Source organism: Brucella pseudintermedia (assembly GCF_008932435.1).
GTDB lineage: Bacteria > Pseudomonadota > Alphaproteobacteria > Rhizobiales > Rhizobiaceae > Brucella > Brucella pseudintermedia.
Genome location: NZ_WBWE01000004.1, coordinates 202,482 through 214,876, shown reverse-complemented (window position 1 = coordinate 214,876; position 12,395 = coordinate 202,482). Strand labels below are relative to the sequence as shown.

Genomic DNA, 12,395 nt, shown 5'->3' with positions numbered 1-12,395 from the left:
AGGATGACATTAAAAACATTCGTTGGAACAATCAATTCGATTGTTGGATAAAGCCGTCATCCTAAAGGAAAAGGAGCCGCGAAAGCGAATGAACCTGACGATAAGGATCCCCTAGCCCCGCTATATCAAAGGAGAGCGGACATGACAGCGACAAGCAAGATAACGACCACGCATTTACCGGCAACGAGCGCACCGACCTTCATGCTCGCGCAAAAGGTGAAGACTGCAATTACGTCGATCATGCGTCGCTGGACGTTTTCCGATGGTCGACGGCAAGTGGCGAACCTAAGCGATTTCGACGATCACATGTTGCGCGATATCGGACTTCGCAGAGAAGATATTTACACGGCGACCCACTATCGTGGCGTTGAAGACCCCACCTGCGTTCTGAGCGAACTTGCAGCCGCACGCCTGCGTATCAAGGCAACAGGCCTTATCTGCTGAAGACATCAGTGTGAAGTTTGAAGATATTGCTCTCTTTGAACTCGCAGACCTTACATCTGGCAGGCGCCACCTTCACATGCCGGGTCCCCTCTCGGCCAGCCTGCCCCTTGCCCGGCCGCTCCTCCGCTGGCCGGGCTTTTTTATGTGCCAGCATCTGAAGCGCACTCCTCGGCAGCCAACTTGCAACCATCAGAGCGCTCGAAATAAGCAATTTCTGGATAACTGAAATCGCTTTGTTTTTTTCAAAGAAAAGTGTTGCGTTCGGTGTTTGAGTTCGCTAGATGGGGGCCGTCGCGAACAAGTTAACGCTTCTGTCGCGCTTGCAGGCCTCCAGATTGAAGGCATATGCAAATCCCTGCTGGGGGATAGTTTAAGGGTAGAACAGCGGACTCTGACTCCGTTAGTCTTGGTTCGAATCCAGGTCCCCCAGCCACTTGATTTTCCTGCGTAATTTCCGAAACAAAACTGGAACTGTAAAGGCCATTTTGCAGTTTATTTTGCAACTTCCGTTACAGATTCGAGCTTGCAAATAGCCTGTCCTCCAAGCTTCGGATCGTGATTGAGATAGTGCGCCTCCAAAATCGAGCGAACGTCCCGAAGGGCTATGTCCGTGATCAAAATGCTTTGGAGCCATTCAAAGCCAAAAGGTAACGGTCGCAAGCGATGCATATCGCTGACTGCCGCAGAGCGGCAGTTAATCCTGATCGCTTTGGCGATGACTACTGCTCTGCCAAGCATCTTTCGCGCTACAGAGGATCAACGCAATTCGCGCTGATTAAACGATAAACACATATCGCTTAACAATCAATAATTGCAGTTGAAATTCGAAACGTCCGGGGATACCTACCTGCGTGTTGTTGGGGGCACTATGGACGGTTCTGCTGTTTTCAGCGCGAAGCCTTTGGTTTTCGCTGCATCGGATGAAGCATATTTTCGAAAGCATGCAGTTGGTTTTGCAAAGTCCTCGTTGAGGGCTGGCCACTCGGTACATCTAACAGTCACCCCCTCTCCTGGCGCGCAAGCAGCATCGCGCGCGCAGAAATTGCAGCGAAAGTTATTGCCTTTTTTTTGGAGACAGTTTTCGGACGAAGAACGTGCGCGTATCACCGTCGAGATTTGGTCTGATCCTCGTATAGAACGGGAGATGGGTGAGCTTGAAACCGTTATTTTCTACCAATCGGTTCGTTTTTTCCGTCTTCCTGCTTTGTTGCGCTCTTACAATCGTCCAGTAGCAGTTCTCGATATCGACAGCCTCGTAATCCAACCCATACCTGCTAGGCCAGGCAACGACGTCGGTCTGTTCCTGCGGCTTAATGAGGAAAAGGGCAGAAATGAGTATGAGCGTCTTGGCATGAAAGTGCTGGGTGCCATGATCTACGCCGCGCCCTCTGGCGTCGAATTCTTTGAGGATGTTTCACGCTACATCGACAACCACGAACCGTTCTATTTTCTCGATCAACGAGCACTCTATGAAACTTATCTCTCAAGACGAAATGTAAGAGTGTTCGACATCGCCGAAACAGGCTGGCTCGACTGGACTTTCAAACCTGGGGCTGTGGTTTGGACTGCCAAAGGAAAACGAAAGCGACGCAATTTGAAATATGTCCGCGAGCGGCTGAAATTCGAGGGGCGGAGCCCGATTGCATCAACGCTTATAATTGCGGGATACCGCCTAGGGTTGCTCAGGACGTAAGCTGTCGCATACTGGGTCAACAGAGTGCTCAACAACCACTGCGATGTAGCGCTTTCTGCAACCAGACTAAAAACTCCCGCACAGCCTGGCAAAAGGCAGTGAGCGCAGCAGGTGGGTTCTCCCTGCTCAGAGAATAAAGCGCCAGCGGGGCAAGAGGCGCCATCGTCAACCGGAGACTGGAAAAAATTTATGTTCCGGTCTTGAACTTCGCCAAACGATACACATCTGAAGAACGCAGCGCCGGGCCCCTCTGGTCATGGCTACCGCTATGGCGATGTCGGGGCTGCTCCACTTGTTCAAATGGAGATGGTCCGGCGATGGATTCGCTTATTGCAGCCCTTTCGGGCGATTTTCTTGGTACACCTGTATATTTTTGGGCGGCATTTATCATTGTTGTCGTCGGTTTGCTTGTCTTCGACCTTGGCATTCTTCATCGTGACGAACATGAGATCGAAGCCAAGGAAAGCCTCCTGCTTTATGGCTTCTATGTTCTGATCGCACTGGCCTTCGGTGGCTGGGTTTGGTGGCAGCGCGGAGCGGAAGCCGGTCTGGAATTTTATACCGGCTATCTGATCGAGCAGAGCCTCGCGATGGACAACATGTTTGTCATCGCCACGATTTTCGGCTTTCTCGGCATTCCGCGCCTTTATCAGCATCGCGTGTTGTTCTGGGGTATTCTTGGTGTCATCGCCTTCCGGGCAATCCTGATTGGGCTGGGCGCGGCACTTGTGCACGAGTTCAACTGGATTCTCTTCCTCTTCGGCGCGTTCCTCGTTTTCACCGGCTTCAAGATGTTCGGCCATAAAGATGAGACGCCTGACATCGAACAGAATGCCGTTTTCAAATTTCTGCGCCGTCGGTTCAACATCACCAGCGAATTGCATGGCCGCAATTTCACGGTCAAGCAACCGCATCCGAAAACCGGCAAGATGGTTACGTGGCTGACACCACTGGCAGTTGCTCTTATCATGGTGGAAACAGTCGACCTCATCTTCGCAGTCGACTCGGTCCCGGCCGTCTTCGCTGTCACGCAGGACACATTCATCGTCTACACCTCCAACATCTTTGCCGTTCTCGGCTTGCGCGCCCTTTATTTCGCACTTGCCGCTGCTATGAACCGGTTCCGCTATCTGCAGGTATCGCTTGCAATCATTCTGGTGCTGATCGGCATCAAGATTTTCCTCGTGCCGCTGGGCGTTCACATCAATACGCTTCTGTCGCTTGTCGTGACGCTCGCCATCCTCGCAAGCGGTGTACTTTACTCGCTTTATAAAACCCGCAACGAGCCTGACATGAGCGTCGAGGACCTCGCCAAGCAACAACACATCGAAAGTTGATCGAAAGCAGCTTCAACCACGTAAAGGCCGGCGCTGATCGCCAGCCTTTCTGCGTTGTGCAGCCCAAACCATTACTATCTGAGCATTTGAGAATTTACGGGTAGCACCCGCGAGATTGTCCCGATATGAGTGCGCCATGACACGTAAGGGCCAAGGCTATCTCTTCACACTTCTCGCGGTTACCATTTTTGCGACGCAGGATGGTATCTCGAAGTACCTTGGCACGCATTATTCACCCATCCTGATAACGATGATCCGCTATTGGGTTTTTGCAGCTTTCGTTCTTCTGCTGGCCATTCGCTCCGGCGGCATTGCCAAAGCCGCGGCAACGAAACGCCCGTTTCTGCAGCTTTTTCGCGGCATTCTGCTTGCCGCCGAAATAGTTACTTTCATCTTCGCTCTCAGCCGTGCAGGCATGGCAACGGCGCAATCGATCTTCCAAGGGGCGCCCCTGCTGGTGACCATGCTTTCCGTGCCATTTTTAGGTGAAAAGGTGGGCTGGAGGCGCTGGACGGCGATCATCGTCGGGCTGATTGGCGTCCTGCTGATCATTAATCCGGTCAATGCAAAATTCGACGCATCCCTGCTTCTGCCTGTTGCAGCGATGGTCATGTTTGCCGTTTACGCTGTTGCAACGCGCGCCGTCAGCAAAAGCGATGATGCCATGACCAGCTTTTTCTATACGGGGATGGCTGGCGCTGTAGCCCTTACATTTATCGGCAGCTTCTATCTCATGCCGATTGCGCGGAGCGACTGGTTCTGGATGGCGGCTCTTTGTGCCTGCGGCATAGCCAGCCATTACTTCCTCATTCGCGCCTATGACATTCTCGAAGCTGGAGAAGTGCAGCCCCTCACCTACCTCCAGCTCGTTATTGGCGCATGTATCGCAGTTACGGTATTTCATGAACAGTTGACCTGGAACATCGTCCTCGGTGCGCTTATCGTCGTGGGCGCTGGACTGTTTTCTGTCTTCCGCGAACGTCAGCTTGGTAAAAGCAAGCCGCCTGCACTCGGCTAGAACCCGCCGAGGTGCCCACTTTGGTTATAACATCACGACATTCGCCTGCTTGCTGCTTTCGAGATTGATGTCCATGGGCTTGACCTGCGAGAGTGCCGGTCCTTTTATGCCTTCCGGGCCGCGCCAGCATAGTTGAGTGGATACGTCATGATGCAACCAGTCACATCGGATATAAACGGCATGAAGACGGACTGTGCGATAGCAGGCGGCGGGCCGGCAGGCCTGATGTTGGGGCTTCTGCTCGCCCGTTCAGGCGTGAGCGTAACCGTTCTCGAGAAACATCCGGATTTCCTGCGAGATTTTCGTGGCGACACAATTCACCCGTCTACTCTTCAGATCATGCATGAACTGGGCTTGCTGGACGGGCTTCTCGCGTTACCCCATACCAAGGCATATCGGTTACATGCGGAGATTGGCGATCAGGACATAACGATAGCGGATTTTTCGAGGATTCCAGCGCACTGCCGCTTTATCGCCTTCATGCCGCAATGGGAATTTCTCAATTATATCGCGCGTGAAGCTGCGAAATATCCCAACTTCAAACTCATCATGTCCGCCAGCGTGGCGGAGCTGATCGAACGGGACGGAAATATCACCGGTCTCGTTGCGACAACGCTCGATGAAACGATCAATATCAGCGCCAAACTCGTGGTGGGTGCCGACGGTCGGAACTCCATGGTGCGCGCAAAAGCCGGCATGGAAATCGAGAGCTTTGGTTCGCCGAGCGAGATACTTTGGATGAAACTGTCTCACCTTGGCGATGACCCGCCCTATACGATGGGGCATGGCGGCCCCAGGCAAGGTTTCGTCATGATCGACCGCGGCGACTACTGGCAATGCGGTTACGTGCTCCGCAAACAATCTTTCGCCGAGGTAAAACAGAAGGGGCTCGAAGCATTCAGGAATGCGGTAGCGAAAGTATCCCCATTGCCCGCTGACCGAATGGATGAAATACGTACATGGGATGACGTTCATCTGTTGAGTGTACGCATTGATCGGCTGAAGAAATGGTGGAAACCGGGACTTTTATGCATCGGCGACGCCGCCCATGCCATGTCGCCTATCGGCGGATTCGGAGTCAATCTTGCCATTCAGGACGCTGTTGCAGCAGCAAATATTCTGGCCGGACCGCTCAAGGACAACTCGGTCTCATCCCGTCACCTTGCGGCTGTCGAGGCGCGACGCCGCTTTCCGACGAAGGCAACGCAAAAATTGCAGCTCATGATGCGTAGCGATCGCCGCAAACGCGAAGCGAATGACACTAGACAAGACGGACCGCCCGCTTTCATGCGCCATCTCGCCCGCTGGCCAATGCTGGCGCACCTCGCGGGTAGACTGATCGGGATCGGCTTTCGCCCGGAGCACGTCCGCAACAAATGAGCGGAAGACTTCAGTCTATGTCGTCGAGTTCATCGTGGATTCCGGCAACGATCTCCAGCCGCTGTTGCGCCGATTTGCCTGCGAGCGAAGCATAGGTCAAAGCGAGAAGCCGGATGGCGCTGCTGACAGCCGTATAGGATGCCCCCAGTGCGAAACTGTCCACATGGCACGGCAGGACGACACGCGCATAACGCTGCGCCTCCGAAACCGATCCCCGGTCCGTAATGGTCACGATATTCAGCCGGCTGGTAACGGCATATCCCAGAACTTGTTTCAGCAAAGCCCGATGCGGCGGCAGCGTGATCAGCAGCAATACGTCTTTCGGGCCAGTCATGGCCAGATCTTCAGCCCACGAACCCTGATTGATGCCAAGGATCATCACGCTGTGCCGCAGCCTGGAAAACAGAAGCCGCGCATAGCGCGCGAACCCTTCCTCATCGCCCATTCCAATTACCCAGACACGCGGCGCGGCAGCGATCAGTTCCGCAGCCTCACGCATCTTGTCGGAACGCAACGCCTCGAAGGTCCGCGTGATATTGGCGATCTCCAGATCAAGATGTGCGCCGATGGTACGCACCAGCGGCACCTCTTCATCAATGATAGCCGAATATTCGTATGGCTCCGTGCGATTGCGCTCCTCCCGCGCCTGAAGTTTTACTTCATTAAAATCGGCATAGCCCAGATGCTGGAAGAAACGAGCCGTCGTGGCCTTGGATACACCGGCCATCTCCGCGATTTCGGTAGCGGAATGAATCAGGATATCGTCTTCGCGCTCAAGAACGAGCTGCGCGATTTTCTGCTCCCCTGCCGTGAGCTTTGCGTAGCGCTCCTGTATGCGCAGTACCAGACGTGAGGCCATGTGCGTTTATTCCGAATCTCTAATGCACTAAAAAAGCTTATCATTGCCTCTTGCAATACTGAAACATTTGTTTCATTGATAGTGAAACGTTGAAATTCATGGAATCTCCATGGCGTACTCCCGCAATACCCGGCAGCGCATCTGGGAGCGACTGAAAGATGTCGCACGTCCTGATGCACGCTTCCACCTCAAATTTTCGGAATTCATTCCGGACTTTGAAGGTGTCGAGACAGCTACCGATCGTTTGCTGGCGCTGGAAGGGTTTGCAAAGGCCGATCTGGTTTTTGTCACCCCGGATAATTCCATGATCGAGTTGCGCCGTCGCCTGATCATGTCAGGTACACCATTCATCATGCCGACCTACGGCATGCAGCGCGGCTTTCTCCTGCTGGAACCGGGATCCGTTCCCCCGGGGTTGGAGAAAGCCGCAGCCTGGCTTGATGGGATGGAACATTTCGGCCGGTCGGTCAGTCTCGAAGATTTGACCCGTATCGGTCGATTTGATGTCGTGGCGACTGGCGCATCCGCTGTTTCCATCGATGGAGTTCGCTTTGGCAAAGGTCATGCGTTCTTCGATCTGGAATGGGGCATGTTTACCGACCTGGGGCTTGCGGACGAGCAATCCCTGATTGTCGCAGCCGTCCACGACGTACAGATCGTGGAAGAGCGCCTTAATGTTTCTGAAAGCGATATTGCTCTCGATTTCATTGCCACACCAAGCCGTCTGATTGAAGTCTCGCGCAATCGTCGCCGGCCGCGCGGTATCCGGTGGAACGAAGTCTCCGCAGAGGACATACAGTCGATTCCACCGCTGCGCGAACTCGCCCGCATGCGCGGTGTTGCCTGACAATTCAGCACCAAAGAGGAAGTTTCAATGAATATAATTCTGGATCGCCGCCGTTTTCTCGGACTTATGGGTGCTGCAGCAACCCTGCCTGCCATGAATCGTTTTGCAGCTGCGGATACGCCGTTCAGCTTTCAGGCTTCCTGGATCAATGACGCCGAATTCTGCGGCTATTTCATTGCAGCCGACAAGGGTTTTTACCGAGAAGAAGGCCTTGACCTTAACTACATTTCCGGCGGTCCGGATGTCATTCCCGAAAGTGCGATCATTGCCGGCAAGGCTGACCTGACCCTCACCACTCCGGATACAACGATCAAGGCCATCGTCGAACAGGGCGCACCTTTCAAAATCATCGGCGCCCAATACCAGAAGAATCCGATCGGCATTATTTCGCTCGCCAAGAACCCTGTCAGGGAACCAAAGGACCTGATCGGCAAGACCCTTGCTGTACCACCGGTCAACGTCATTTCTGTCGAAGCCATGCTGAAGATTTCGGGCATCGACCCATCTCAAGTCAATATCGTTCCCTATGCCTACGACCCGACGCCGCTCATCAAGGGTGAAATCGACGCGTCGCTCGATTTTACGACCAATGTTCCTTTCACCATCCAACAGGCTGGTGAAGAGGCCGTCTCCTTTCTGCTTTATGATTTCGGCTTCACCATCTTCAACGACACGGTTGTCGTGACGGAACAGACGCTCAAGGAAAAGCGCAAGGATATCGTTGCGTTCCTTCGCGCAAGCCGCAAGGGTTGGGATGAAAACCTCAAGGATCCCGCAGCCTATCCGCCCAGGTTTGCCGACAGCTGGTTCAAGGGAACGGGACGTTCAATCGAAAACGAAATCTATTTCAACACGGCGCAGAAGCCACTCATCGAGACACCGAATGGCGTGTTTTCCATGAGCGAAGAAGCCATTGAGAAAACGATCAAGGCGCTCGGCACTATCGGCATCGCCGCAAAGCGGGATCATTTCGATACAACTCTTCTCGAAGAAATTTGATGCCTGACATGTCCGGTATCAGACTTGAAAACGTGACGCGCTCCTTTTCGGGGCGCGGCACGAATGTGATTGCACTTTCCGACGTCTCGCTTGAACGCCCGACCGGATCGTTTACTGCACTTATCGGGCCATCCGGCTGTGGCAAGTCGACCATGTTGCGGCTGGCATTGGGGCTTGACCGGCCCGACAGCGGCTCGGTTTCTGTCATGGGTAAAAGCCCGGTCGAGGCCGCAAAAGCCGGGCTGACAGGCGTGGCCTTTCAGGACGCGGCGCTCATGCCATGGCGCAGTGTCGAAGACAACATCGCCTTGCCGCTGGATGTTCTCGGTCTTTCGCGTTCCGCAAAGACGGAGCGGATTGCGGAACTCATCGCTCTTGTCGGCCTCAAAGGCTTTGAAAAGGCGCTTCCCGGCGAGCTTTCGGGCGGCATGCGCCAGCGCGTCGCCATCGCCCGTTCCCTGGTTACCGACCCGCGCGTTCTGTTCCTTGATGAGCCTTTTGGCGCACTCGATCAGATATTGCGCCGCCAGATGAACATAGAGCTTCAACGCATATGGCTTGAAAGCAAGGCGACAACCCTGCTTGTTACCCATGGAATTGACGAAGCCGTTTTTCTCGCAGACCGGATCGTGGTGATGCACAGCCGCCCCGGACGCATCGCGCAGATCATCGATATTCCACTGGAGCGTCCACGCAGTCCCGAAATATTCAGTACGTCGCAATTCCATGCTCTGGAGGACGCCGTCGCGGAGGCTTTGCATGGCTGACGTGAAGCCGTCCAACCGTCTCTCGACCTTGCGCAACTGGATTATCCTTCTTGCGATCTGGGAGATATGCGGCCGCTTTTCGCTGATCGCGGGCGGAGCCTTGCCAGCACCTTCGGCGATTGTAGCCCGCCTATGGATCGACCGGGCCGATTATCCGGCCCACATACTGGCCACACTTCACGGCGCAGGCGCGGGCTTTATCATCGGCAATCTCGTTGCCGTGGCAGCCGGTATCCTGTTCGCTCTGTTTCCCGCTGCTGCCAAACTGGGGCGCGGCATCAACATCGCGATCTTTGCATTGCCGCCGATTGCCATATCACCCATTCTGGTGCTGACTTTTTCAGGCATGACGCCGCGTATCACGCTGGCGGCGCTCGGCTGTTATTTCATCACCATGGCTGCCACCGTAACCGGCATCAGCCAGACGGACCAACGCATGGTCGATATCGTTCGCGCCTATGGTGGGAGTCGATGGGAAGTGTTGCGCCTGGCGCAATTGCGGTCTGCACTGCCGTCGATCCTCGCGGGTCTGCGCATTGCCGCTCCGAACGCGGTTCTGGGGTCCATTCTGGCCGAATTCGGCGGTGGCGGACGTTTCGGTCTCGGTGCCTATCTGATCGGTTCTCTCGGGAGAGCCGAACCGACCCGGTTATGGGGTATTGGCCTTTGCGCCACCCTGCTCGCGGGGCTGGCCTATGCGCTTTTTTCCATTGTTGCAAAAATGATGACAGGCAGCACCAAGGCCATCACCGTGCCGGCCAGTGCTCCAGATGCTGCCCCACGCGGCTCTCGCGGCTTGAATTTCGTTCTCACTCTTTGTTCAGTCGCGCTTCCGTTCCTCTTGTGGTGGCTGTTGCTTGCCGTCATGGGAACGCCGGCCATGATCGCAAAAACACCTGCTGCGCTGTTCGATTATCTGTTTCTCGCCCCGTCCGCAGTCGTCGCCCAGACGAAATTGCTGACAGCGCTTTCGCAGACCTTGCCGCTTACCTTTCTCGGCATGGCCGCGGGCATCCTTTTTGCCTTTGCACTTGCCATTGCGTCGGTCGCGAAACCGGCCATCGTGCGCGGCTTCATGCCTATCGCCCTTGTCACGCAGACAATGCCTCTCGTTGCACTGACGCCCCTGCTCGTCCTGCTGCTGGGACGCGGGCCGTCGGTGATCCTCTGGATCACCGTTTCGGTTACATTCTTTCCCGCCTTCGTCACCATGGCGCAAGGCATGGCACTGGTTCCACGTGCTGCGCTGGATGTGCCCCGCGCATACGGCGCGAGCATCTGGAAACAGATTCGCCTCGTATCGGTGCCAGCCTCCCTCCCCTATCTCTTCGCTGCCATCCGCCTTGCCGTGCCGCGGGCTCTGCTCGGCGTCATGATCGCCGAGTGGCTCGCGACAGGAACGGGCCTTGGAAACCTGCTCAACCAATCGCGCGGATATCTCGACTACGGCATGATCTGGGCCGTCGCCGTGGTCTCCGTCATGCTGTCCGTCTTTTTCTACCAGATCGTAGCCCTCTGCGAGCGCCGTGTGCTCGCCCGCCGGGGTATGAACCCGGCAGACTAAAATGCAAGGAGTCCCCATGGAAATCACCGATCATAAAGCTTCCGTTCGCGAACGTGTCTGGAGCGAGTTGCGCAAGGTCGCCGTTCCGGATAGCCGCTTCCATTTTGACTTTGGGGAATTCATCGCGGATTTTGAAGGCGGCGAGGAAGCGGTTGCCCGACTGACGGCCCATCGCTACTACCAGAACGCCGATTTCATCTTCATCACGCCCGACAATTGTCTCGACCGCCTTCGCCTTCAGGCTTTGAAAGACGGCAAGACCGTTCTGATCACCACTTATTCCATCAGGCGCGGCTTCTGGGTTCTCGATCCGAAACTGATTTCGCCGGATCATTATCTTTATGCGTCTACGCTCGACGGCATGGAGCGCGTGGGACAGCCGGTAACGCTGAAAGACATCTCCGCCTTGCCAGTCATCGACTACATGGTCACAGGCACCGGGGCGATCAATCTGGAAGGGGTCCGTTTCGGCAAGGGCCATGGCTTCTTCGATGCGGAATGGGGCATGCTTTACCGTCTGGGCCGCATCACCGCGGCGACACCAGCAGCCGCTGTCGTTCATGACTGCCAGGTATTGAGCGAAAAGCTGACGCCCGATGTTTACGACACGGTGGCGGACGTGATTTTCACGCCGACCCGCACCATCGAGGTGAAGGACCCGCACAAGCCAACCTGCGGGATCATCTGGGACCGGCTCGATCCCGTTATGTATGAAACGATCCCTCCGCTTCAGGAACTCAAGGCCATGGGCCTGTAAGCACCCTCCGAAAACTGAAAAGCCGGGTGCGTTTATCGCCTCCGGCTTTTCTTTACATGCCGATCACCAGCTTCAGCGCAATTGACCACATCGTGACGGCAATCAGACCTTCCAGAATACGCCACGAAGACGGACGGGCAAAAACCGGACGCAGCCAGCGGGCGCCGAAGCCCAGCGAAAAGAAAAACAGAAAAGACGCAGTGATCGCACCTGCCGCAAACGATGTTTCCAAACCGGGAAACTGCGTGGAGATCGTTCCCAGAAGAACGACAGTATCCAGATAAACATGCGGGTTAAGCCATGTCAGCGCAAGACAGGTTGCCAGCGTCTTGGTCAGGCTTGCAGATGCTCCGTTTGCCGTCGCCAGTGCGGCAGACGATGTGAAGGCGGAATGAAGGCTTCGCGCGCCATACCAGATCAGAAAAGCCGCTCCGCCATAGCGCATGATGGGATCGAGCGCTGGCATGATGGCAGCGATCTTCTGGAAACTGGTCACGCCGATGAGGATAAGGATGGCATCCGATATGGCGCAAACCAGACTGACCGCAAACACATGCTCATCCCGCAATCCCTGCCGCAACACGAAGGCGTTTTGCGCGCCAATAGCAACAATCAAGCTGAGGCCCATGGTAAGGCCGGTTATGTAGACTGAAGGATTCATGAAAGGTCGCCGTCTGGGAGTAAGTTGGCACTTGGATAGCGCATGAACGACGGTTAGAATAGTTAAATA

Annotated in this window: 12 protein-coding genes and 1 tRNA gene; 11 read left to right on the top strand and 2 right to left on the bottom strand. The window is 55.1% G+C overall.

Annotation, left to right across the window (positions count from 1 at the left end; genetic code table 11):
• The first annotated feature begins 141 nt into the window (after positions 1–141).
• From F9K78_RS07210 to F9K78_RS07185, 6 genes are all read left to right on the top strand, one after another.
• Positions 142–444 carry a DUF1127 domain-containing protein gene (locus F9K78_RS07210; protein ID WP_121986271.1) on the top strand — a complete coding sequence of 101 codons (303 nt, stop codon included), beginning with the start codon at positions 142–144 and terminating at the stop codon, positions 442–444.
• 359 nt (positions 445–803) lie between these two features.
• Positions 804–877: transfer RNA gene (locus F9K78_RS07205), tRNA-Gln, on the top strand.
• Positions 878–1,312: 435 nt separating this feature from the next.
• Positions 1,313–2,137, top strand: coding sequence for a hypothetical protein (locus F9K78_RS07200; protein WP_121986269.1), 825 nt, complete (start codon positions 1,313–1,315; stop codon positions 2,135–2,137).
• 317 nt (positions 2,138–2,454) lie between these two features.
• Positions 2,455–3,474, top strand: coding sequence for a TerC family protein (locus tag F9K78_RS07195; RefSeq protein ID WP_121981025.1), 1,020 nt, complete (start codon positions 2,455–2,457; stop codon positions 3,472–3,474).
• A 136-nt stretch (positions 3,475–3,610) separates the two neighbouring features.
• Entirely contained in the window at positions 3,611–4,492 is an 882-nt protein-coding gene (locus tag F9K78_RS07190) for a DMT family transporter (protein ID WP_121981026.1), read from the top strand.
• A 147-nt stretch (positions 4,493–4,639) separates the two neighbouring features.
• Positions 4,640–5,872 (top strand): FAD-dependent oxidoreductase, encoded by a 1,233-nt coding sequence (locus F9K78_RS07185; RefSeq protein ID WP_121986268.1) that lies wholly within the window; start codon positions 4,640–4,642, stop codon positions 5,870–5,872.
• A 10-nt stretch (positions 5,873–5,882) separates the two neighbouring features.
• Here F9K78_RS07185 and F9K78_RS07180 read toward each other — a convergent pair whose 3' ends face one another.
• Positions 5,883–6,731 carry a MurR/RpiR family transcriptional regulator gene (locus tag F9K78_RS07180; RefSeq protein ID WP_121981028.1) on the bottom strand — a complete coding sequence of 283 codons (849 nt, stop codon included), beginning with the start codon at positions 6,729–6,731 and terminating at the stop codon, positions 5,883–5,885.
• Positions 6,732–6,840: 109 nt separating this feature from the next.
• Between F9K78_RS07180 and F9K78_RS07175 the strand changes: the two genes are divergently transcribed.
• From F9K78_RS07175 to F9K78_RS07155, 5 genes are read left to right on the top strand one after another with little or no spacing between them, the layout of a single operon-like run.
• Positions 6,841–7,578, top strand: coding sequence for a 5-formyltetrahydrofolate cyclo-ligase (locus F9K78_RS07175; RefSeq protein WP_121986267.1), 738 nt, complete (start codon positions 6,841–6,843; stop codon positions 7,576–7,578).
• 27 nt (positions 7,579–7,605) lie between these two features.
• Positions 7,606–8,577, top strand: coding sequence for an ABC transporter substrate-binding protein (locus tag F9K78_RS07170; RefSeq protein WP_121986266.1), 972 nt, complete (start codon positions 7,606–7,608; stop codon positions 8,575–8,577).
• Positions 8,577–9,344, top strand: coding sequence for an ABC transporter ATP-binding protein (locus tag F9K78_RS07165; RefSeq protein ID WP_151682111.1), 768 nt, complete (start codon positions 8,577–8,579; stop codon positions 9,342–9,344). The genes F9K78_RS07170 and F9K78_RS07165 overlap by 1 nt, the downstream gene beginning before the upstream one ends.
• The gene (locus F9K78_RS07160; RefSeq protein WP_121986264.1) at positions 9,337–10,908 is read left to right on the top strand and encodes an ABC transporter permease; all 1,572 of its coding nucleotides are present in this window, start codon (positions 9,337–9,339) and stop codon (positions 10,906–10,908) included. Before F9K78_RS07165 ends, F9K78_RS07160 begins: the two co-directional genes overlap by 8 nt.
• Before the next feature lie 16 nt (positions 10,909–10,924).
• Positions 10,925–11,665, top strand: coding sequence for a 5-formyltetrahydrofolate cyclo-ligase (locus tag F9K78_RS07155; RefSeq protein ID WP_121986263.1), 741 nt, complete (start codon positions 10,925–10,927; stop codon positions 11,663–11,665).
• Between the two features lie 52 nt (positions 11,666–11,717).
• Here F9K78_RS07155 and F9K78_RS07150 read toward each other — a convergent pair whose 3' ends face one another.
• Complete coding sequence (locus F9K78_RS07150) at positions 11,718–12,326, bottom strand: LysE/ArgO family amino acid transporter (RefSeq protein ID WP_121981034.1); 609 nt, start codon at positions 12,324–12,326, stop codon at positions 11,718–11,720.
• Between the last annotated feature and the right edge of the window lie 69 nt (positions 12,327–12,395).